Here is a 20129-nt window from a genome sequence, read left to right as displayed (position 1 = left end):
ACCCATGACCCGCACCATCCAACAATTGTTTGACCTGACTGGCAAGACCGCGCTCGTCACCGGCGGCTCGCGCGGCCTGGGACTGCAGCTGGCCCACGCGCTGGGCGAGGCCGGCGCCAAGATCGTGCTGAGTTCGCGCAAGGCGTCCGACCTGGAAGAAGCCGCCGCCGACCTGCAGGCCGCCGGCATCGACGCCCGCTGGATCGCCGCCGACTGCGCCAACGAGGCCGACATCCGCCGCCTGGCCGACGAGACGCTGGAGCGCTTGGGCCACGTGGACATCCTCGTGAACAACGCGGGCGCCGCCTGGGGCGCACCGGCCGAGGACCATCCCGTGGAGGCCTGGGACAAGGTGATGAACCTCAACGTGCGCGGCTATTTCATCCTCTCCCAGCACATCGCCAAGCACAGCATGATCGGCCGCCGCGGCGGCAGCATCATCAATGTGGCATCCATCGCCGGCCTGGGCGGCAACCCCAAGGGCATGAATACCATTGCCTATAACACCTCCAAGGGCGCGGTGATCAACTTCACCCGTGCGCTGGCGGCAGAATGGGGCGCCTACAACATCCGCGTCAATGCCATCTGCCCAGGCTTCTTCCCGAGCAAGATGACGGTGGGTACCCTGAAGGCCATGGGCGAGGAAGCACTGGCGGCGCATGCTCCCCTGGGCCGCCTGGGCGACGATGAGGATTTGAAGGGCCTGTGTGCGCTGTATGCGTCCGATGCCGGCAAGCACATCACGGGCCAGTGGCTTGCGGTCGATGGCGGCGTGAGCATCGTCACGGGCGGCTAGTTGGAGTACAACCCCCCGAGGCGCTTCGCGCCTTCCCCCTTCTCTCGGCTTCGCCGGGAAGGGGAACACCGCCAGCGCGGCGGGGCGGCCCTTGCGCGGCGGTCGCTGGCTGGGGCCGCGCCAGTTTTTGAGTTTGTGTACTGAGGAAATGCCGTGAAAAGTTTTGGTGTCGAAATTCCCTTTGTCAGCCACCTTGGCTTCACCCTGCACCGCATGGAAAAGGGCGAATCCGAACTGCGCTACGAAGCCAGGCCCGAGCACCTGAACTCCTTCGACGTGACCCACGGCGGCGCGTCGATGACGCTGCTGGACGTGACCATGGCCACGGCCGCGCGCAGCGAGACGCCCGACATGGGCGTGGTCACCATCGAGATGAAGACCAGCTTCATGCAGCCCGCCCGCGGCCCGCTGGTGGCCAAGGGGCGGCTCATCCACCGCACCGCCACCATGGCGTTCACCGAAGGCACGGTGTACGACGCGCAAGGTAAGGTGTGCAGCCACGCCACCGGCACCTTCAAGTACGTGAAGCGCCTGCCGGTGGACAGCCGCACCGCGAATGGCCTCAAGGTGATTTCCACCGACTGAGTCCGCTCGGAATTTGAGTAAAAATGGCCACTGGCGCTTGATGGATAAGCGCTAGAAGCTATCAAAATAGTAGCAAATGTTCAAGGAGCTTCCCATGCCACGCAACCAACAGATCGTTCTCGACAACCGCCCCCAGGGCGAGGCCGTGGCCAGCAACTTCAAGCTGGTGGCGGTGGACACGCCTGCGCTGCAGGACGGCCAGGTGCTGGTGCGCCACCACTACCTGAGTCTGGACCCCTACATGCGCGGCCGCATGAACGAGAGCAAGAGCTATGCGGCGTCCCAGGGCCTGGGCGAGGTCATGATCGGCGGCACCGTGGGCGAGGTGGCCGAGAGCCACCACCCCAAGTACGCCGTGGGCGACAAGGTGGTGGGCATGGGCGGCTGGCAGGAGTACAGCGTGGTGGACGGCAATGCCGTGGGCGCGCTGCGCAAGGTGGACACCACCCATGTGCCGCTGTCGCACTACCTGGGCGCCGTGGGCATGCCCGGCGTGACGGCGTGGTACGGCCTGGTGAAGATCATCGCCCCCAAGGAAGGCGACACCGTGGTGGTGAGCGCCGCCACCGGCGCCGTGGGCAGCGCCTTCGCCGCGCTGGCCAAGGCGCGCGGCTGCCGCGCAGTGGGCATTGCCGGCGGTGCCGACAAGTGCCGCTATGCGGTCGAGGAACTGGGCTTCGACGCCTGCATCGACTACAAGGAACACAGCGATGTGAAGGCCCTGTCCAAGGCCTTGAAGGAAGCCTGCCCGAACGGCATCGACGGCTACTTCGAGAACGTGGGCGGCTGGATCATGGACGCCGTGATGCTGCGCATGAACGCCTTCAGCCGCGTGGCGCTGTGCGGCATGATCGCCGGCTATGATGGCCAGCCCCTGCCCATGGCCAACCCCGCGCTGATGCTGATCAACCGCATGAAGATCGAGGGCTTCATCGTGAGCGAACACATGGAAGTGTGGCCCGAGGCGCTCAAGGAACTGGGCACCCTGGTGGGCACCGGCAAGCTGCGCCCGCGCGAGACGGTGGCGCAGGGCATTGCCGCCGCGCCCGAGGCCTTCCTGGGCCTGCTCAAGGGCAAGAACTTCGGCAAGCAACTGGTGAAGCTGATCTGATGACGCTCCGTTGGGTCTGGGCCCGCTTCGATGACCTGGGCGTGCACGCGCTGCATGACGCCCTGGCCCTGCGCTGCAGGGTCTTCATCCTGGAGCAGGGCCCGTACCAGGACCCGGACGGCGCGGACAAGCAATCGTGGCACCTGCTGGGCTATGACGAGGCGGGTGCGCTGCAGGCCTGCCTGCGCGTGGTGGACCCGGGCGTGAACTACCCCGAGCCGTCCATCGGCCGCGTGGTCACGGCCCGGGAGGCGCGCGGCAACGGCACGGGCCGGGCGCTGATGCTGGAAGGCATCGCCCGTTGCAGCGGTGCGTGGCCCGGCCAGTCCATCCGCATCAGTGCGCAGGCCCACCTGCAGCGCTTTTACGGCAGCCTGGGCTTCGCGGCCGTGTCGGACGAATACCTCGAAGACGATATCCCCCATATCGAAATGTTGTGGAGCCCATCATGACCACTGCCGCTGCCCGCCCCGCCAGCACCCATGAGGTGTTCAACCAGAGCACCCCCTGGGCCGACGTCAATCTGTTCACCACCAACCGTCCCTTGCAGGATGCGCTGCGCCTGCACAGCCCGGCGCTGCCGCTGGAAGGCCTGACCGCGCTGGGCGCCGAGATGGGCTCCGCCGAGATGCAGGCCCATGCCCGCCTGGCCAACACCTGCCAGCCCCAGCTGCGCACGCACGACCGTTTCGGCCACCGCACCGATGTGGTGGAGTTCCACCCCAGCTACCACGCGCTCATCGGCGCGGCGCTGCGCCACGGGCTGCACGCCACGCCCTGGTCGCGCAAGGATGCCGCGGGCGCGCCGGTGCCGCATGCCCACATCGAGCGCGCGGCGGGCTTCATGCTGTTCACCGAGGCCGAGCCCTCGGTGCTGTGCCCCGTCTCCATGAGCTACGCCGTCACGCCCGCGCTGCGCGGCAACCCCGCCGTGTGGGCCGACTGGAGCGCGGGCCTGGCCAGCACGCGGTACGACCCGCGCCTGGCCCTGTTCTCGCAAAAAACCGCGCTCACCATGGGCATGGGCATGACCGAGAAGCAGGGCGGCTCGGACGTGCGCGCCAACACCACGCAGGCGGTGCCTGATGGCGAGGACGCCTGGGGCCCGCGCTACCGCATCACCGGGCACAAATGGTTCTTCTCGGCGCCCATGTGTGATGCCTTCCTGATCCTGGCGCAGGCGCCCGGCGGGCTCACCTGCTTCTTCCTGCCGCGCGTGCTGCCCGGTGAAGGGGAGGGGTCCGTCAACACCATCCGCATCCAGCGCCTGAAGGACAAGCTGGGCAACCACGCCAACGCGAGTTCCGAGGTCGAGTTCATCGATGCGATGGCCTGGCGCGTGGGCGAGGAGGGGCGTGGCGTGGCCCAGATCCTGGAGATGGGCACCATGACGCGCCTAGACTGCGCCCTGGGCACCAGCGGCCTCATGCGCCAGGCGCTGAGCATCGCGCTGCACCACACGCGCCAGCGCTCGGCCTTTGGCAAGAAGCTCATCGACCAGCCGCTCATGCGCAATGTGCTGGCCGATCTTGCTCTTGAAAGTGAAGCGGCTACCGCACTATCCATAAGGCTTTCCAGCGCTTTTGATCAAAAAGACAGCAGTGGGCACGAGGCCGTGATGGCCCGCCTACTCACGCCCGTGGCCAAGTTCTGGGTGTGCAAGCGCGGCAGTGCGTTCGCCCAGGAGGCCATGGAGTGCCTGGGCGGCAACGGCTATGTGGAGGAGGGCGGCGAAGGCACCATGGCCCGCATCTACCGCGAGATGCCGCTCAACTCCATCTGGGAAGGCGCGGGCAACATCATGGCGCTCGATCTGCTGCGCGCCGTGCGCCGCGCCGACACGGCGGCGGCCCTGGCGGACGAGCTGGCCCCGGCGCGCGGCGCCCACCCGGCACTCGACCGCATGGCCAGCGCGCTGCCGCTGCGCGTGGACGCGATGACCACCGAGGCCGAGGCCCGGCGCCTGGCGCAGGACGTGGCCCTGGCCGTGCAGGCCGCGCTGCTGTACAGGAGCGCGCCGGCCAGCGTGTTCGGCGCCTTCTGCGATGCGCGCCTGGGCGGCGACTGGGGCTACAGTTTCGGCACGCTGGGCGCGGGCGTGGATTTCGACGCCCTGCTGGACCGCGCGCTGCCTGCATGAGCGGCACCCCACCACCACAGCCTTGCCGGAGAGCCCCCGATGACCACCTCCCTGATCCTGCACCACTACCCCTCGTCCCCTTTCTCGGAAAAGATCCGGCTGGCGCTGGGCTACAAGCAACTGGCCTGGAAGTCGGTGATCATCCCCAGCATCGCGCCCAAGCCAGATGTGGTGGCGCTCACGGGCGGCTACCGCAAGACGCCGTTCCTGCAGATCGGTGCCGACATCTACTGCGACTCGGCCCTGGTCTGCGACGTGCTCGAGCACGTGCAGCCCGAGCCCGTGCTCTACCCGCCACACCTCAAGGGCGTGGCGCGGGTCTTCGCCCAGTGGGCCGACACCACGCTGTTCTGGGCCGCCATGGCCTACAACCTGCAGCCCAAGGGCGCATCGGCCATGTTCGCCAACCTGCCGCCGGCCGCGGCCCAGGCCTTTGGCGAAGACCGCCGCGAGATGAGCGCCGGCATGCAGCGCCTGCGCCCGGCCGATGCCACGGCAGCCTACCGCTCCTACCTGCGCCGCATCGCGCACATGGCCGAGGAGCATGACTTCCTGTTCGGCGCCGAGCCCTGCCTGGCCGACTTTGCCGCCTACCATCCGCTGTGGTTCACGCGCCAGTGCGTGCCGGTGATGGCCGACATCTTTGCCGCCACGCCCGCGTTGCTCGAATGGATGGACCGCGTGGCGGCCCTGGGCCATGGCCGCATGGAAAAGCTGAGCGCCGAGGACGCCATCACCGTGGCGGCGGGGCTGGACCCGCTGCCCCTGGCGGACGACGTGTTCCAGGACGAGCACGGCATCCCGCTCGGCAGCGCGGTGACGATTGCCGCCGAGAGCTTCGGCACCGAACCCACGGAGGGCGAACTGATCGCCGCCACGCGCACGCGCTACACCCTGCGCCGTACCGACCCACGTGCGGGCACGGTGCATGTGCACTTCCCCCGGATTGGCTACACATTGCGAAAGGCCGAAGCCACCAAATGATCGACGATTTCAAAGGCAAGACAGCCGTTCTCACCGGCGCGGGTTCGGGCTTCGGCCTGGAATGCGCGCGCATCGGCGCGCGCCTCCACATGAACCTGGTGCTGGTGGATGTGCAGCAGGACGCGCTCGACGCGGCCGCCGCCGAGGCGCAGGCCGCCGGTGTCCAGGTGCTGGCGCGCAAGGTGGACGTGTCCGACGCAACGCAGATGGAGCAGCTGGCGGCGGACGTGGAGCAGCGCTTTGGCGCGCCGCACCTGGTGTTCAACAACGCCGGCGTGGGCGCGGGCGGCCTGGTGTGGGAAAACACCGCCAAGGACTGGGAGTGGGTGCTGGGCGTGAACCTCTGGGGCGTGATCCACGGCGTGCGCCTGTTCACCCCCATGATGCTCGCCGCCGCGAAGAAAGACCCGGCCTGGCGCGGCCACATCGTCAACACGGCCAGCATGGCCGGCCTGGTCGATGCCCCCAACATGGGCATCTACAACGTCAGCAAGCACGCGGTGGTGAGCCTGTCCGAAACGCTGTACCAGGACCTGGCCCTCGTCACCGACCAGATCAGCGCCAGCGTGTTGTGCCCGTACTTCGTGCCCACCGGCATCGCCCAGAGCCACCGCAACCGCCCAGGCGAGCTGCAGGCCGGCAAGCCCACGCGCAGCCAGCTCATCGGCCAGGCCATGAGCGACAAGGCCGTGGGCAGCGGCAAGGTGACGGCGGCCGAGGTGGCGCAGAAAGTGTTCGACGCGGCCTCGCAGGGCCAGTTCTACATCTACAGCCACCCCAAGGCGCTGGCTTCCGTGCAGACGCGCATGGAGGACGTGCTGCAGGGCCGCAACCCCACCGACCCCTTCGCGGGCAAGCCCGAGATCGGCGCCCAGCTCAAGGCCGCCCTGCGTGCTGACTGAAAAACGCGGGCCTGCAGCAGCCCAGGGCTTCGCGCTGTTTTCGACGGCGGTGGGGCACTGTGGCCTGGCCTGGAATGGCCCCTTGCTGGTCGGTGTGCAGCTGCCCGAGGACGAGGGCGAGGCGCACACGCGTGCGCGCATGCAGCGGCGCTTTCCGGGTGCGCCTGAATCGCCCATGCCACCCGAAGTGGCCGCCTGGGCGGCACGCGTGGTGGCCTTGCTCGCGGGCGCGCACGACGACCTGCTCGACGTGCCCTTGGCCACCGAGGGCGTGCCGCCCTTCAATGCCCGTGTCTACGAGCTGGCCCGGCGCATACCGCCTGGCAAGACCATGACCTATGGCGAAATGGCCGCCGCCCTGGGCGAGCCCGGCGCCGCGCGCGCCGTGGGGCAGGCGCTGGGCCACAACCCCTTCGCGCCCGTGGTGCCCTGCCACCGCATCCTCGCGGCGGGCGGCAAGACCGGCGGCTTCTCGGCCGGAGGGGGGGCCGCCACCAAGATGCGCATGCTGGAGATCGAGGGCGCGTTCGCCCATGAGACCCTGGCGCTCTTCGCGCCACGGGACTGATGCCGGCCTCAGGGCCTACCCGCGTTTTCTGAGCAGGGCCGAGCCGCTGCTGGCCATGGCGAGTTCTTGCGTGGTAGCCAGCAGAGCGGGGCCCAGGGCCAGCATGCGCTCCTCGGTCAGGCGCACCAGAGGCCCCGCGATGGTGACCACGCCGATCACCGCGCCGTTGTGGCTGCTGCGGACGGGCGCGGCCATGGCGGTCATGGCGGGGGCGAACACTTCCACGATCATGCTGAAGCCGCGCTCGCGCGCCGCCTGCAGGTAGGCCAGCAGCGCCTTCACGGTGGTGGGCGCATTGGGGCCGTAGTCCTCGGGCTTGCCAAAGCCACGCCTGGCGACCAGCGCCAGGGCTTCCTCGTCGGTCATCGTGGACAGCCACGCGTGGCCGGCCGAGCTGCATGACAGGTTCACCGACAGGCCCATGTCCGGGTCGTAGCGCAGACCGCGCATCGCCCCCTGCGCCTTGGCCACGAAGGTCAGTTCGTCGCCATCCACCACCGCGAGGCGCACCAGCTCGCCCGATTCGGCGGCCAGCCGGTCCAGCAGCGGCTGCGCAATGTCCACGATGCCGCTGGCGCTCAGGAACCCGAGGCCCAGCGACACCAGCTTGATCGTCAGCATGTAGTTGCCCTGGTTGTGTTCCTGGCGCACATAGCCGCAGCGGACCAGCTCGGCCAGCAGCCGGTGCGTGGCGCTCAGCGGCATGTCCAGTTCGGACGCGAGGTTCGACAGCGCCTTGCCTTCGGGGTGGGGCGCGAGGTGTTCCAGGACTTTGAAGCTGCGCTCGAGGATGCTGCTCATGGGCAATGGCTTTCGAAGATTTGTGCGGACGCACGCTGGGAGCGTCCGCACCGGTTCGGCTGCAATGTACCAAAAATTGTTAAAGGGTTTCTACTATGGAAACACTTTCCACTTTTTTCTACGATGCCTCCCAAGTGCTGCGGCGGCGACTTCGGTTGCGCCCTGGCAAGCCTTGGTCCCTTTTTTGATGGAGATCCCCCGTGAAGAAAACTGCCTGCCTGCTGGCCACCGCCGGCCTGTCCCTGTTGCTGGCCCTGCCTGCCGCTGCGCAGCAAGAGCGCGTGATCCGCTTCGGCCATCTGAACAATGCGGACCATCCGGTGAGCTTTGGCGTCAAGCGCTTTGCCGAACTGCTGGCGGCCAAGAGCGGCGGCAAGCTCAAGGTGCAGGAGTACCCCGCCTCGCAGCTGGGCAACGAGATGCAGCAGCAGTCGGCCCTGCAGGGCGGCGTGCAGCAGATGTCGGCCCCGGCCACCACGTCGCTGGCCGGCATCGTCAAGGAATTCGGGCTGGTGGACTTTCCGTTCGCGGTGGCCAACTTCGCCCAGGCCGATGCGCTGCTGGACGGCCCGCTGGGCCAGACGCTGATCGCCAAGCTGCCCGAAAAAGGCCTGGTGGCCCTGGGCTACTGGGACCTGGGCTTTCGCAACGTGACCAACAGCAAGCGCCCCATCACCAAGGCCGATGACTTCGACGGCCTGAAGCTGCGCGTGATCCCCAACCCGGTGTTCCTCGACACGTTCAAGGCCTTCAAGGCCAACCCGGTGCCCATGCCGTTTGCCGAGTTGTATGGTGCACTGGAGGCCAAGGCGGTGGACGGCCAGGAGAACCCCTATGCGGTGATCCTGTCGAACAAGATGTTCGAGGTGCAGAAGTATGTGAGCGCCACCAACCACGTGTACGCCGCCAACATCGTGCTGGTGAGCAAGAAGTTCTGGGACCAGCTCTCCCCCGCCGAGCAAAAGATGATGCACGACGCCGCCAACGAGGCGCGCGGCTACCAGCGGCAGGTAAGCCGTGCCGCCGCCCAGAAGTCGGTGGGCGACCTGCAGGCCAAGGGCATGGCCTACAACGAGATCGCGCCGGCCGAGCTGGCCCGCATGCAGCAGATCGCCAAGCCCGTGATCGAGAAGTTCGCCGCCACCTACGACCCGGCCATCGTCAAGCTCTACAACAGCGAACTCGCCCGCATCCGCAAGTAATCGAGCAGCCCCGAAACCCCATGAAAATCCTCGTCCTCCACGGCCCCAACCTCAACCTGTTCGGGCGCCGCGAACCCCACATCTACGGCACCACCACGCTGGCGCAGATCAACGAGCGGCTGCAAAAGCTCGCGGCCGAACTGCAGGTCGAACTCGCCATCGTGCAGTCCAACCACGAAGGCGCGCTCATCGACTTCCTGCACGACCACATCGACGCCGCGCAGGGCGCGCTGGTGAACCCCGCGGGCCTCACGCAACACGGCGTGCCGCTGCACGACGCGATCAAAGCGATGCCGTTCCCGGTGATCGAAGTGCACATGTCCAACATCGCCGCCCGCGAGGCATGGCGCGCGCACTCCATCATCTCGCCGGCCGTGAAGGCCACGGTGCAGGGCTTCGGTCCGCATTCGTACCTGGCGGCGCTGCGCTCGCTGGTGGAGAGCCTGCGCGAGGCTGCGCAGCCCGCCTGAGCGCTGTTCCGCCAGGACTTACTGTGCTGTGCCTCGCGCGCAACGTACAAAACTGACTCAGCCCAAGCCAGTGCCCCCGTGCAAGGGCCGCCCCGCCGCACTGGGGGCGTCCCCTTCCCGACTCGCGCAGCGAGACGAGAGAGGGGCTGAGGGCCGAGGCTCCGAGCCTGCCTGCGCAGGGTCGGACGTGCTCGAAGAGCCGTCGCCTCTGGCGGTGGCACCGAGGCGCGAAGCGCCTCAGGGGGTGTTTTTTAGGACGCAACATGAATAGATGGATAGACCGCGCCTGCCGCGGCCTGGAGGCGGTGATCGCCGCCCTGCTCGCGCTGATGGTGGTGCTGGTGTTCGGCAACGTGGTGCTGCGCTATGGCTTCAATTCGGGCATCACCGTGTCGGAGGAAGTGTCGCGCTGGCTCTTCATCTGGATGACCTTCCTCGGTGCCATCGTCGCGCTGCGCGAGCATGGCCACCTGGGGGTGGACATGGTGGTGCAGCGCCTGCCCGCGCTGGGCAAGAAGATCTGCCTGGCCCTGGGCCATGGGGTGATGCTCTACATCGTCTGGCTGCTGTTCCAGGGCAGCCTGGCGCAGGCGCGCATCAACTGGGACGTGACGGCGCCGACCACGGGCGCGTCCATGGCCATCGTCTACGGCGCGGGCCTGGTGTTCGCCGTCTGCGCGGCGCTGATCCTGGCCATCGACCTGTACAAGCTGCTCAGCGGCCAGATCGCCGAGGAGGACCTGGTGATGGTGCAGGAGTCCGAAGAGGCGGTGCAGCTGCAGCAGATCCTGGGCTCGGCAGGCACCACCGATGCGCCGCGCGGCAAGGAGGCCGCGCGATGACCATCTTCGTCTTTGTCGGATCGCTGCTGCTGGCCATGGCCATGGGCATCCCGATCGCGTTCTCGCTGCTGGCCAGCGGCGTGGCGCTGATGTGGCACCTGGACCTGTTCGACGCGCAGATCCTGGCGCAGAACCTGATCGGCGGGGCCGACAGCTTTCCGCTGCTGGCCGTGCCCTTCTTCATGCTGGCGGGCGAGATCATGAACGTGGGCGGCCTGTCGCGCCGCATCGTGGACTTCGCCCTGGCGATGGTGGGCCATGTGAAGGGCGGGCTGGGCTATGTGACCATCATGGCCGGCTGCCTGCTGTCGGCCCTGTCGGGCTCGGCCGTGGCCGATGCGGCGGCGCTCACGGCGCTGCTGCTGCCCATGATGGTCAAGGCCGGGCACGACAAGTCGCGTGCCGGCGGGCTGATCGCGGCCACCGGCGTCATCGGCCCGGTGATCCCGCCCAGCATCGGTCTCGTGATCTTCGGGGTGGCGGCCAATGTGTCGATCTCCAAGCTGTTCCTCGCGGCCATCGTGCCGGGCATCCTGATCGGCGCCGCGCTGTGGCTCACCTGGGCCTTCCTGGTGCGGCGCGAGAAGATCGTGCCGCCGCCGCGCAAGTCCGCTGGCGAGATCCTCACGGCCCTGCGCAAGGCCCTCTGGGCGCTGATGCTGCCGGTGATCATCCTCGTGGGCCTGCGCATGGGGGTGTTTACGCCCACCGAGGCGGCTGTCGTGGCGGCGGTGTACGCGCTCTTCGTCTCGGCAGTGATCTACCGCGAGATCACCTGGCGCGACCTCTACGGCATCTTCGTCGCCGCCGCCAAGACCAGCGCCATCGTGATGTTCCTGATCGCCGCCGCCATGGTCAGCGCCTGGCTCATCACCGTGGCGGACCTGCCGTCCAAGGTGGTGGGGTTGCTGCAGCCCTTCATGGACAACAAGATCCTGCTCATGGCGGCCATCATGGTGCTGGTGATGGCGGTGGGTACCGCCATGGACATGACGCCCACCATCCTGATCCTCACGCCCGTGCTGATGCCGGTGGTCAACGCGGCAGGGATCGACCCGGTCTACTTCGGCGTGATGTTCATCATCAACAACTCCATCGGCCTCGTCACCCCGCCCGTGGGCACGGTGCTCAACGTGGTGGCGGGGGTGGGCAGGATGTCGATGGACGATGTGACCAAGGGGGTCGTCCCGTTCATGGTCGCGGAGTTCGCCATCATGTTCCTCATGGTGGTCTTTCCCTGGCTGGTGACCTGGCCCGCGAAGTGGTTCCACGGCTGAAGCGGGGCGTGGAGGATGCAGGGTAGTTCCGTGTTTTCGCGGGGACAGGGCGGGTGTTACATTCAAAACATGCCTGCTGGCGCGGGCCGCGCGCGGCGGCGCATCCCCCCAGCACCCGACAAGGACCCACCGCATGTCACCGGAACGCGAGCGACTGACCCGCATGCTCTTCGATGAGTACATCGAGATGTATGCCGCGCGCGATGCCCGGCTGCTGGCGCGTTTCAGCGAGAATTTCAGCGGCTTCGCGGGCAGCAGCGACCAGCTGATCAAGACCCGTGCCGGATGGATCGAGGTGACGCAGCAGGATTTCGCGCAGGTTCCAGCGCGCATCGGCATCGAGATGGTCGAGCTTTTCGTGCAGGACCTGGGGGCCGACCTGCTTGCCGCCACCGCCTTCTTCCACATCCACCTGCCCATTCCCGACGCGCTGTTTGCCCGCGAGACCGCGCGCAAGGTGGTGCTGTTCCGGCGCGAGGGCGGCCAGGAGGCGGGAGGCGACTGGAAGATCGCGCACGTGAGCGTCTCCATCCCGTTCGGCAAGGCCCGTGGCAGCGAGGTGTACCCCATCGAGGAGCTGCGCCAGCGCAACCGCGAACTCGAGGCGCTGGTGCAGGAGCGCACCCAGGCCCTGGCGCAGGCCAATCAGCGCCTGGAGCTGCTGAGCAATACCGACGGCCTCACGGGCATCGCCAACCGCCGGCACTTCGACGATGCCCTGGCGCGTGAATGGGCGCGCGCGCAGCGGGCCCGCACGCCGCTGGCCCTCATCATGCTGGACGTGGATGTGTTCAAGCACTTCAACGACCACTATGGCCACCTCGCGGGCGATGCCTGCCTGCAGGCGCTGGCCCTCACGCTGGCGCAGACGGGCGCGCGGCGCGAGGGCGAGCTGGCAGCGCGTTTTGGCGGCGAGGAGTTCGTGGTGCTGCTGCCCGGCTCCGACCTGCAGGCCGCGGCCGATGTGGCGCGCCACATCCAGGAGGCGATCCATCAGCTGGCGCTGCCGCACGAAGGGGCGCCGCTGGGCATCGTCACCGTGAGCTTCGGGGTGGCCAGCGTGCAGCCGCAGCGCGACGAGTTGCCCGAGATGCTGGTGCGCCTGGCCGACCGCGCCATGTACCGCGCCAAGCAGGGCGGGCGCAACCGGATCGAACTGGCCGACGGGGCGGGCTGACAGGCAGCGCGCGCGGGCCCGGCGCCTTGCGTCGCAACCGGGGGCGGCCGCGCTGTTGCGGGTTTTTGCAGGGTTAACCCGCAGGCTTGCACCAAACTGGTGACAATGGCCTGCTATGCATGCTTCCCGTTTCTTCAAGATGGCCCTGATCCTGGGCCTGCTGTCGGCCATCGGCCCCTTTGCCATCGACATGTACCTGCCGGCGCTGCCCGAGATCGGCGCGAGCCTGGGCGCGGAGGTGGGCGCCGTGCAGTGGAGCCTGACGGCGTTCTTCATTTCGCTGGGCGTTGGCCAGCTGTTCTATGGTCCGGTGTCGGACATGGTGGGCCGCAAGCCGCCGCTGTACGTGGGTCTGCTGCTTTTCACGCTGGCGAGCGTGGGCTGTGCGCTCGCCACCGACATCCAGACCCTGGTGGTCCTGCGTTTCGTGCAGGGGCTGGGCGCCGCTGCCGGCATGGCGATTCCCCGCGCCGTGGTGCGCGACCTGCACACCGGCACCGAGGCCGCGCGCCTCATGTCGCTGCTGATGCTGGTGTTCAGCATTTCCCCGCTGCTGGCGCCGTTGGCGGGCAGTGGCGTCATTGCGCTGACGGGGTGGCGCGGGGTGTTCTGGGCCGTGGCGGTGGCGGCGGTCGCCGGCCTCCTGCTGGTATCCCGGGGGCTGCGCGAAACGCGGCCGGCAGCCGAGCGCCTCGAAAGCAGCCTGGCGGGCGCGCTCTCGGGCTACTGGCTCCTCCTGCGCGACGGGCACTACCTCGGCCTCGTGTTCATCGGGGGCTGCTCGATGGCGGGGTTCTTTGTCTACCTGGCGGGCTCGCCCTTCGTGCTGATCAACCACTACGGCCTCACGCCCGTGCAGTACAGCCTGGCGTTCTCGGTGAATGCCGCCGCATTCTTTGCCGCCGCGCAGTTCACCGCTCGGCTGGGGCGCCGCTTTGGACTGGTGCCCACTGTCAAGGTGGCGGTCACCGGTGCGGGCGCCGTGATGGTGGCCATGCTGGCTTACTACCTGGCTGGCGGCGACCGGCTGGAAGTGCTGCTGGGCCTGTATTTCGTCGCCAGCGGCCTGATGGGCCTGGTGATTCCCACCACCTCGGTGCTCGCCCTGGAGGAGCACGGCGCCATCGCGGGTACCGCCTCGGCGCTGCTGGGCACGCTGCAGATGCTGATCGGCGCTGCCGCCATGGGCGTGGTCGGTGTGTTCGCCAATGGCAAGCCGCTGCCCATGGTGGTGGGCATGGCCAGCGGCGCGCTCCTGGGCCTGGTGCTGACCTGGGTCACGCTGGGCGGCGAGCGCGCGGCACGGCCGCTGGCCAAGGGCAACGCGCCGTAGCTTGATTGCTATTGAATTGATAGCTTTCTGCGCTTGTGCATCCAGCGCAGGCGGCCTTTTTCGTTCAAACCGCGTGATGCGGGCGAGCCCTGTGGATCACTTCGGCCCGGCATGGCGCCGTGGGGTGGCGCGCGGGCCCAGGGCATGGATCAGCGCAGGCACCTGCGCCGACAGTTCGCGCGCCAGGTAGCCCAGCGTGCCCTGGTCCCGCGCCAGCGCGCTGCCCGCGCGTGCATGCAGGAGCACGCCCCAGGCCGTGGCATGCAGCGGCGGCGCGCCGCGCGCGGCCAGGCCGCCGATGAGGCCCGCCAGCGTATCGCCCGAGCCCGACGTGGCCAGCCCCGGGGTACCGCCCGCAAACCGCAACGAACAGCCGTCGGGCTGCGCGATGCAGGTGGTGCTGCCCTTGAGCGCCACGCAGGCGCCCCAGCGTTGCGCGCCCGCCCGGGCGGCGGCCAGCGGGTCGGCCAGCACGGCGTCCTTGGATGCACCGGTCAGGTGGGCCATCTCCCCGGCGTGGGGCGTCATGACGACGGGCTGGTCGAACGCCGCGCCGACTGCGGCCGACATGGCGTAGGCGTCCAGCACCACCGTGCTGCGGCGAAACAGCGGCAGCATCGTGCGCACGAAGGCCACGCTGCGGGCTTCGTCCAGCATGCCGGGGCCCAGCACCACGGCGCTCACCTGGTCGGACAGGGGCCCGAGCCGGTCACAGTCGCGCGCGGCAAAACCCCCGGCCCGCGTCTCGGCAAGCCCCATCACGCGCGCCTCGGGGATGGCCAGTGCCAGGCCCTGCGCCACGCGCTCCGGTGCGGCCACGGTGAGTTTACCGGCCCCCGCACGCAGCGCGGCGACGGCCGCCAGCAGCGCCGCGCCGGGCATTTCATGGCTGCCCGCGACCACCAGCACGTGCCCGCGCGCTTCCTTGTCCGCATCGTCGCCGGGATGGGGCAGGGGCCAGCGCCGAAGCAGTGCCTCGGTCAGGGCTCTGGGCCGGGGCCAGGTAGGGTTGCGGGGCATGGCGTGCCGTCAGGGCTTGGGGGCGGTGGCGGCGTCGGGCTCCCGCGTCACCGGGGTCCGCGCGTCGCGCAGCGGGGCAAGGAAGTTGGCCTGGACCAACTGCATGGCCTCGTCGGTGCGCCCCTCGTGCGCCCCATGGGCGCGGTAGATCGTCACCGCGCAGTTGGGCACGTCGCCCTGGCGGTCGATATCCAGGATCTGCTGCTCGTCCATCTGCTCGATGAGGTAGCGCATGCAGTTGACGATGACCTGGTGCGCGACCACCAGCACCCGTTGCCCCGCGTATTCGCGCGTGACCATCTCCTGCAGGCTGCGCAGCCGCAGGATCACGTCGCACCAGCTTTCACCGCCGGGCGGCCTGAAGTAGAACTTGCCCACGTGGGTGCGTTGCTCATGCAGCTGGGCGTGCTGCTGCTGGATGCCGAACTTGGTAAGCCGGTCCAGGATGCCGAACTCCTTTTCCCGCAGCCGCTCGTCCAGCCGCAGGGTGACATGCTCCAGACGGCTGTGCCGCGCCACCAGGCGGGCGGTCTGCAGCGCGCGCACGTAGGGCGAGCACAGGATGACCTGCGGCTGCCCATCCACGGGCTGGCGTCCAAACCATTCCCCCAGCGCCACCGATTGCGCGGTTCCCAGGTCCGACAGCGGCACATCGATGTCCCGCCATGCGAGGTCGATGGTCTGAAGCCCCGCCGCCTCGGCCGCGTCGCGCGCGACATTGCCGGCGCTTTGTCCATGCCGCACCACCCACAGCCGCGCGGGCCAGCGTGTTTCCATGGCCTCGGGCTACCGAGGGGCGCGAAGGCGGGCCCTGCCCACGGCGCCAGCCGCCGGGGCCTTTTCCGCCGCCCGTGCCAGCTTGCCGGCCACCCCGTCGCGCCCCGATGCGGCGCGCGCGATGAGGGCGCTGCCCAGGGCCCGGCCCGCTGCGCGGCGCACCAGGCCACGGCTGCGGCTGGCGCCGCGCAGCACCAGCAGGCCCGCACCCAGCACCAGCCAGTGCTCGCCTGGAAAACCGGCACGTTCGGCGTCCCATTGGCGCACGCCGCGGAGTTTTTGAAGAAGGTTCATGTGACGGGCCCTGACGTTGACAGCATGCCGCCATCGTCGCGCAGGGTAAGGCCGCCCGGTGTCAGCGCACGGTTTTGGCGCGGGTGCTCCGCGTCCTACACCACGGGGCTGGGCGCTGCGGCGGGCGCCGGGCCGCCAAGCTGGGCCGCCACGCATTCGGCCAGCGCCTGCACGGTGCGCGGCGCGCAGCCTTCCGCATGGTTGCTGATGGCCACGAAGGCGTTGTGCCCCCGCCCGGTGACGCCCGCGATCAGGCTTGCCAGCGCGGCCCGCGTGCCAGGGTCGGGGTGGTGGAGCCGGTCATAGGGCGCATAGTTCTTTTCCGCGTCTTCATAGCCATAGGGGCCGTGGATGGGGTGGAGATTCCAGCGGCACACCAGCGGACCGGGCCAGAGCGCGCGCAGCATGGGCAGCTGTTCCTGCAGCGGCGGCATCTTTGCGTGCAGGCCCAGGCAGTAGGTGGCCCCGGCCTCGCGCAGCACCGCCGCGAAGCGCGGGGTGAGCCATTGGGGATCGCGCACCTCCACGGCCATCACGCCGTCCGGCGCGGTGGGGTGCAACGCAGGCTGCGCACACAGCATGGCGCGCAGGCGCTCCAGCAGCTCGTGCATGCGGTCCAGCTGCGCCAGGGGCAGGGGGCTGATCTGGAACACCAGCGCCCCCAGCTTGTGCCCCAGGCCCTGCAGCGCGGGTTCCACGAATTCACTGAGGGCGAGTTCGGGGCTGAGGAAAGCCGGATTGGGCTGGCGCCCCCGCCCGTCCTCGCTGCGCACGAGGGCGTCGGTCACCAGGCTGGGCGCCTTCACCACGAAGCGGAAGTCATCGGGCACCTGCGCGGCATAGCGCTCGTACTGGCTCACCGTGAGCGGCCGGTAGAAGCTGCGGTCGATGCTCACCGTGCGCAGCAGCGGGTGCTGGGCGTAGACCGCCAGCCCCTGCTTGGAGAGCATGGACTCGGAATGCTCGCCTTCCCACACCAGTCCCTTCCATCCGGGGTACGTCCATGACGACGTGCCCAGCCGCAGCTGGCGGGGGAGGGCGGCGGCCAGGGCGCGCAGACCATCGTGCCCGGGGGCCGGATGCACCCCGGTGCGGCGCGGCCTGGCCGCCGCGGGCTCATCTGCATCGGCCGCGAAGCCAGCGGCGGCGGCCTTGTCGGTGGGAGGGGGCGGCACCGGCGGGCCGCCGAAAAGGTCGTCTTGCATGTGAGGGACGCGGATGGTGTGGCGGGCGCGAGCCGGAATGGGGTGCCGCAGAGGAGGTCACAGGCCCGCGAACAGTCCACCTTCGTTCAGCAGTTCGTAGGTGATTTCCGGGTGCTGGTCCATGCTCTTGCGGATCGCGGCGGGAATCGCCTGGCGGGTCTTGCGGCACAGGCCGGGCTGCTCCAGCACCAGGATCGCAATGCCCCGCAGGCTGCGCACCTCATGGGGGCTGGGGGTGATGGAAAGGCGCACGCCCAGCTGGTCTTCCATGCGGCCCAGCAGGCGGCGCAGGTCGCTCAGGCTGGTGAGGTTTTCCAGCCGCTCAAGCAGTTTTTTTTCCTCATTGCGCGTGAGGCGCAGGATGCGGACATCCCCGCCCGGCGCCTCCAGCAGTGCATCCCGGCCGCACACGCAGGTGCCGGGAGGGCATTCGGTGCGGATGGGGAAGGCAAGAGGGGCGGCGTCCATGCGTGTGCTTGGGGTGGCTTGGTGGCCCGGCACATTCTAAGAGCGGCGGTGCGGGCGTTCGCGGCGTGGTACTTCTTCGGGCCGTTGCTGTGCCCGCACCGGGTGGAGCCTCGCCCTTTGCCGGTGTCCGCTTTCGGTGATGGCCGTGCCCTGCCGCGCCTGCGCGCCCGGGGGACGCTACCGCTCCAGCGCTTGCGCACCGTTGCCAGAAACGACCGGCGCGCCTCGAGGGCGCGCCGGTCTGTTCAATGTCGATGCATCAGCCTCTCGTGAGAGAGACCCGGGTCAGCGAAGGTTGCCCCGCTTGCGCTGTAGCCACACCCCGCCCATCAGGGCCAGGCCCAGCAGCATCATTCCGTACTCGCTCAGGGTGGGGATGTTGCTGACCACCGCGCCGCCACGGGTGAGGGTGTAAGACTCGCCGGTAGTGAAGTTGCCCGTGCCCGCGCCCGCACCGCCGAGAGGCGAATTGGCCGGGACAGGGCCGACGATGGAATCGTCGTCCACCACATCCAATCTCAAGGTGCCGCTGCCTGTTCCGGTATTGACAGTGACCGTGTAGACGGCTCCTGAACCGCTGACACCCGTCACCGATGCACCTGCAATGGTTCCGGTCGATGTCAGCACGAAATCCGAAGCACCGACCCCGGTGACCGGTTGAGTGAACGTTACCGTGTAGTTGACGGATGCCGCCGCGGTGGGGTCGGGATCGGTCCGCACAATGGACTGCACTTCAACACATCCAGGACCGCTGTCCGTGCAACCTGCCAATGCAAACACGCCCCCGCCTTGGGGCAGTCCTTCGATGACAAGACCCAGTCGGTAGCGACCGGTTTGCTGGATCCCCATCAGGAACCGGAGGTCGATGGAGGCGCCCGCGGCCAGGGGGGTTCCCAAGGTCACGGCCCCGGCGGACATGGTGGAGTTGAAACCACCGCCGTTGGTTTGGGAAGGGGGCTGTTCCAGCGTGGTACCTTCCACGGTCACGTTGCTCGTGCCGGAGCCGCAAGGAGCGCGGTCTACGGTGACCACCACACTCGAAGATGTGCGGGGGCGCAGATCAGCAATACCGGAAGGAGCGGGGAACGTCGTCAGGTCAATGATCTTGAAGCGCAGCCGCGTCAGGTCGCCTCCGCTCGTATTGGTGAAGGTCCGGCGGACGTCCAGCGTGCCAAAGGTGGAGTTGTTGGCCGGATCGCTTGTGAAATCGCGCACTGAATTGGGCGGTGCGGGCGCGGCCACACAAGGGTCGAGCAAGGCGGGGCTGACAATGCTGCCGATGACGGGGCTACTCAGGTTCGAGGGTGATGGTGCCCCCAGCCGCTGTCCGGCCCCCGCCGATGTGCCGTTGGTGTCCACAAAATAGAAATCGACGGCGTTGTTGTCGGTGTCCAGCGCTACTCCGGTAGCCAAGCATGCGGTAAATGTCGCGATGGAACCCTGTTTTCCGCAGATATCGCGGGTGAACGCGTAGTTGATGGAGAAGGGAGTTAGTGCGGGATAACCAGTGCCTTCCTTGTACAGCGTATTGGCCTCAGACGTGGAGCCTACGGCATCCAGGCGGTTGGCCAGCAAGAACTCGGCGGGGGTATTGCTGTTGAACAGTGCAATCCCGGCATTGTCGGGAATGTCCGTGACGTAGGTTGCGTCGCCTGTGGCGGTAGTGCCATTGCCGGCGGGGTAGCCACCGATGGAGTAGGTAGCGCTGTTGACGCACAGGTAGTGTCCATAGGCAGGGATGATCGTGCCATTCGGGACGGAGCACCGCAGTAGGCCATCCGATGCCGCAACGCCATACCCGGTGCCCGTACCGGTGGCCAACACCGTCAATGGTGAAGCGGTTTCGTTATAGAGCTTGATGAATTCATCGTTGGCACCAGCGGGGCCGCGCAATCGGAATTCCCCGACGATCAATGCAGAAGCCTGTGGCGCCGCGATGCAAAGCAGGATACAGGCCATCGCACTGGAGCGACGGCGCGCCAATGAAAGGAAATTCCGGACCAGTTCGTCGAGTCTCATACATCCTCCGGCACAAAGTGCGTGGCGTGGGGCCGTAAGTGGATGTGTAAATGAGAAGGGAGGCTGTCTGCCTGGTCACGTACAAAAGCAAATATTTACGGAACTGTTACAGAGTGCGCTTTATCTGCAGGCTGCGCAATAGGTGAAGGCCAGAACGC

General features: G+C 68.1%; 21 protein-coding genes. 14 read left to right on the top strand and 7 right to left on the bottom strand.

Features of this window, described 5'->3' with window-relative positions; translation table 11 throughout:
* Positions 1 to 4: 4 nt before the first annotated feature.
* From AC3RCE_RS14720 to AC3RCE_RS14685, 8 genes are all read left to right on the top strand, one after another.
* On the top strand, positions 5 to 796 hold the full coding sequence (locus AC3RCE_RS14720) for an SDR family oxidoreductase (RefSeq protein WP_218294772.1): 792 nt from the start codon (positions 5 to 7) through the stop codon (positions 794 to 796).
* 153 nt (positions 797 to 949) lie between these two features.
* Positions 950 to 1381, top strand: coding sequence for a PaaI family thioesterase (locus tag AC3RCE_RS14715; RefSeq protein WP_218294773.1), 432 nt, complete (start codon positions 950 to 952; stop codon positions 1379 to 1381).
* 94 nt (positions 1382 to 1475) lie between these two features.
* On the top strand, positions 1476 to 2492 hold the full coding sequence (locus AC3RCE_RS14710) for an NADP-dependent oxidoreductase (RefSeq protein ID WP_369642633.1): 1017 nt from the start codon (positions 1476 to 1478) through the stop codon (positions 2490 to 2492).
* Complete coding sequence (locus AC3RCE_RS14705; RefSeq protein ID WP_492253343.1) at positions 2492 to 2944, top strand: GNAT family N-acetyltransferase; 453 nt, start codon at positions 2492 to 2494, stop codon at positions 2942 to 2944. The genes AC3RCE_RS14710 and AC3RCE_RS14705 overlap by 1 nt, the downstream gene beginning before the upstream one ends.
* Positions 2941 to 4632 carry an isovaleryl-CoA dehydrogenase gene (locus AC3RCE_RS14700; protein WP_492253342.1) on the top strand — a complete coding sequence of 564 codons (1692 nt, stop codon included), beginning with the start codon at positions 2941 to 2943 and terminating at the stop codon, positions 4630 to 4632. The genes AC3RCE_RS14705 and AC3RCE_RS14700 overlap by 4 nt, the downstream gene beginning before the upstream one ends.
* Positions 4633 to 4671: 39 nt before the next feature.
* A complete protein-coding gene (locus AC3RCE_RS14695; protein WP_492253341.1) occupies positions 4672 to 5616 on the top strand; it encodes a glutathione S-transferase family protein in 945 nt (314 codons plus the stop codon).
* Positions 5613 to 6518 carry an SDR family oxidoreductase gene (locus AC3RCE_RS14690; protein ID WP_492253340.1) on the top strand — a complete coding sequence of 302 codons (906 nt, stop codon included), beginning with the start codon at positions 5613 to 5615 and terminating at the stop codon, positions 6516 to 6518. Before AC3RCE_RS14695 ends, AC3RCE_RS14690 begins: the two co-directional genes overlap by 4 nt.
* Positions 6508 to 7086, top strand: coding sequence for a methylated-DNA--[protein]-cysteine S-methyltransferase (locus AC3RCE_RS14685; RefSeq protein WP_218294779.1), 579 nt, complete (start codon positions 6508 to 6510; stop codon positions 7084 to 7086). Before AC3RCE_RS14690 ends, AC3RCE_RS14685 begins: the two co-directional genes overlap by 11 nt.
* Before the next feature lie 15 nt (positions 7087 to 7101).
* Here AC3RCE_RS14685 and AC3RCE_RS14680 read toward each other — a convergent pair whose 3' ends face one another.
* Positions 7102 to 7887 carry an IclR family transcriptional regulator gene (locus tag AC3RCE_RS14680; RefSeq protein WP_218294780.1) on the bottom strand — a complete coding sequence of 262 codons (786 nt, stop codon included), beginning with the start codon at positions 7885 to 7887 and terminating at the stop codon, positions 7102 to 7104.
* 200 nt (positions 7888 to 8087) lie between these two features.
* Between AC3RCE_RS14680 and AC3RCE_RS14675 the strand changes: the two genes are divergently transcribed.
* From AC3RCE_RS14675 to AC3RCE_RS14650, 6 genes are all read left to right on the top strand, one after another.
* Entirely contained in the window at positions 8088 to 9089 is a 1002-nt protein-coding gene (locus tag AC3RCE_RS14675; RefSeq protein WP_492253339.1) for a TRAP transporter substrate-binding protein, read from the top strand.
* Between the two features lie 20 nt (positions 9090 to 9109).
* Complete coding sequence (locus AC3RCE_RS14670) at positions 9110 to 9559, top strand: type II 3-dehydroquinate dehydratase (RefSeq protein ID WP_218381364.1); 450 nt, start codon at positions 9110 to 9112, stop codon at positions 9557 to 9559.
* A gap of 263 nt (positions 9560 to 9822) precedes the next feature.
* On the top strand, positions 9823 to 10401 hold the full coding sequence (locus tag AC3RCE_RS14665; RefSeq protein WP_492253338.1) for a TRAP transporter small permease: 579 nt from the start codon (positions 9823 to 9825) through the stop codon (positions 10399 to 10401).
* Positions 10398 to 11678: a TRAP transporter large permease gene (locus AC3RCE_RS14660; RefSeq protein ID WP_492253337.1), complete on the top strand. Its 1281-nt coding sequence runs from the start codon at positions 10398 to 10400 to the stop codon at positions 11676 to 11678. The genes AC3RCE_RS14665 and AC3RCE_RS14660 overlap by 4 nt, the downstream gene beginning before the upstream one ends.
* 133 nt (positions 11679 to 11811) lie before the next feature.
* Positions 11812 to 12855 carry a diguanylate cyclase gene (locus AC3RCE_RS14655; protein ID WP_218294785.1) on the top strand — a complete coding sequence of 348 codons (1044 nt, stop codon included), beginning with the start codon at positions 11812 to 11814 and terminating at the stop codon, positions 12853 to 12855.
* A gap of 115 nt (positions 12856 to 12970) precedes the next feature.
* Positions 12971 to 14188: a multidrug effflux MFS transporter gene (locus tag AC3RCE_RS14650; RefSeq protein WP_218294786.1), complete on the top strand. Its 1218-nt coding sequence runs from the start codon at positions 12971 to 12973 to the stop codon at positions 14186 to 14188.
* A gap of 96 nt (positions 14189 to 14284) precedes the next feature.
* Here AC3RCE_RS14650 and AC3RCE_RS14645 read toward each other — a convergent pair whose 3' ends face one another.
* The 6 genes from AC3RCE_RS14645 to AC3RCE_RS14620 form a co-directional block, all read right to left on the bottom strand.
* Positions 14285 to 15208 carry an NAD(P)H-hydrate dehydratase gene (locus tag AC3RCE_RS14645; RefSeq protein ID WP_492245362.1) on the bottom strand — a complete coding sequence of 308 codons (924 nt, stop codon included), beginning with the start codon at positions 15206 to 15208 and terminating at the stop codon, positions 14285 to 14287.
* 9 nt (positions 15209 to 15217) lie between these two features.
* A complete protein-coding gene (locus AC3RCE_RS14640; RefSeq protein ID WP_492253336.1) occupies positions 15218 to 15985 on the bottom strand; it encodes a histidine phosphatase family protein in 768 nt (255 codons plus the stop codon).
* A 9-nt stretch (positions 15986 to 15994) separates the two neighbouring features.
* Positions 15995 to 16279 carry a hypothetical protein gene (locus tag AC3RCE_RS14635; protein WP_218294788.1) on the bottom strand — a complete coding sequence of 95 codons (285 nt, stop codon included), beginning with the start codon at positions 16277 to 16279 and terminating at the stop codon, positions 15995 to 15997.
* Between the two features lie 95 nt (positions 16280 to 16374).
* Complete coding sequence (locus tag AC3RCE_RS14630; protein ID WP_218294789.1) at positions 16375 to 17484, bottom strand: DUF72 domain-containing protein; 1110 nt, start codon at positions 17482 to 17484, stop codon at positions 16375 to 16377.
* 57 nt (positions 17485 to 17541) lie between these two features.
* On the bottom strand, positions 17542 to 17952 hold the full coding sequence (locus AC3RCE_RS14625; RefSeq protein ID WP_218294790.1) for a hypothetical protein: 411 nt from the start codon (positions 17950 to 17952) through the stop codon (positions 17542 to 17544).
* A 285-nt stretch (positions 17953 to 18237) separates the two neighbouring features.
* On the bottom strand, positions 18238 to 19971 hold the full coding sequence (locus tag AC3RCE_RS14620) for an IPTL-CTERM sorting domain-containing protein (protein WP_492253335.1): 1734 nt from the start codon (positions 19969 to 19971) through the stop codon (positions 18238 to 18240).
* Positions 19972 to 20129: the final 158 nt, after the last annotated feature.

This window comes from Acidovorax sp. GW823-FHT05D11 (genome assembly GCF_058795695.1).
This window is presented reverse-complemented; position numbering and strand designations above follow the sequence as displayed.

Coding starts and splice junctions, on each gene's coding strand:
- AC3RCE_RS14720 (WP_218294772.1), top strand. CDS start 5: ATGACCCGCACCATCCAACAATTGTTTGACCTGACTGGCAAGACCGCG.
- AC3RCE_RS14710 (WP_369642633.1), top strand. CDS start 1,476: ATGCCACGCAACCAACAGATCGTTCTCGACAACCGCCCCCAGGGCGAG.
- AC3RCE_RS14705 (WP_492253343.1), top strand. CDS start 2,492: ATGACGCTCCGTTGGGTCTGGGCCCGCTTCGATGACCTGGGCGTGCAC.
- AC3RCE_RS14700 (WP_492253342.1), top strand. CDS start 2,941: ATGACCACTGCCGCTGCCCGCCCCGCCAGCACCCATGAGGTGTTCAAC.
- AC3RCE_RS14695 (WP_492253341.1), top strand. CDS start 4,672: ATGACCACCTCCCTGATCCTGCACCACTACCCCTCGTCCCCTTTCTCG.
- AC3RCE_RS14690 (WP_492253340.1), top strand. CDS start 5,613: ATGATCGACGATTTCAAAGGCAAGACAGCCGTTCTCACCGGCGCGGGT.
- AC3RCE_RS14680 (WP_218294780.1), bottom strand. CDS start 7,887: ATGAGCAGCATCCTCGAGCGCAGCTTCAAAGTCCTGGAACACCTCGCG.
- AC3RCE_RS14670 (WP_218381364.1), top strand. CDS start 9,110: ATGAAAATCCTCGTCCTCCACGGCCCCAACCTCAACCTGTTCGGGCGC.
- AC3RCE_RS14665 (WP_492253338.1), top strand. CDS start 9,823: ATGAATAGATGGATAGACCGCGCCTGCCGCGGCCTGGAGGCGGTGATC.
- AC3RCE_RS14660 (WP_492253337.1), top strand. CDS start 10,398: ATGACCATCTTCGTCTTTGTCGGATCGCTGCTGCTGGCCATGGCCATG.
- AC3RCE_RS14655 (WP_218294785.1), top strand. CDS start 11,812: ATGTCACCGGAACGCGAGCGACTGACCCGCATGCTCTTCGATGAGTAC.
- AC3RCE_RS14650 (WP_218294786.1), top strand. CDS start 12,971: ATGCATGCTTCCCGTTTCTTCAAGATGGCCCTGATCCTGGGCCTGCTG.
- AC3RCE_RS14645 (WP_492245362.1), bottom strand. CDS start 15,208: ATGCCCCGCAACCCTACCTGGCCCCGGCCCAGAGCCCTGACCGAGGCA.
- AC3RCE_RS14640 (WP_492253336.1), bottom strand. CDS start 15,985: ATGGAAACACGCTGGCCCGCGCGGCTGTGGGTGGTGCGGCATGGACAA.
- AC3RCE_RS14635 (WP_218294788.1), bottom strand. CDS start 16,279: ATGAACCTTCTTCAAAAACTCCGCGGCGTGCGCCAATGGGACGCCGAA.
- AC3RCE_RS14630 (WP_218294789.1), bottom strand. CDS start 17,484: ATGCAAGACGACCTTTTCGGCGGCCCGCCGGTGCCGCCCCCTCCCACC.
- AC3RCE_RS14625 (WP_218294790.1), bottom strand. CDS start 17,952: ATGGACGCCGCCCCTCTTGCCTTCCCCATCCGCACCGAATGCCCTCCC.
- AC3RCE_RS14620 (WP_492253335.1), bottom strand. CDS start 19,971: ATGAGACTCGACGAACTGGTCCGGAATTTCCTTTCATTGGCGCGCCGT.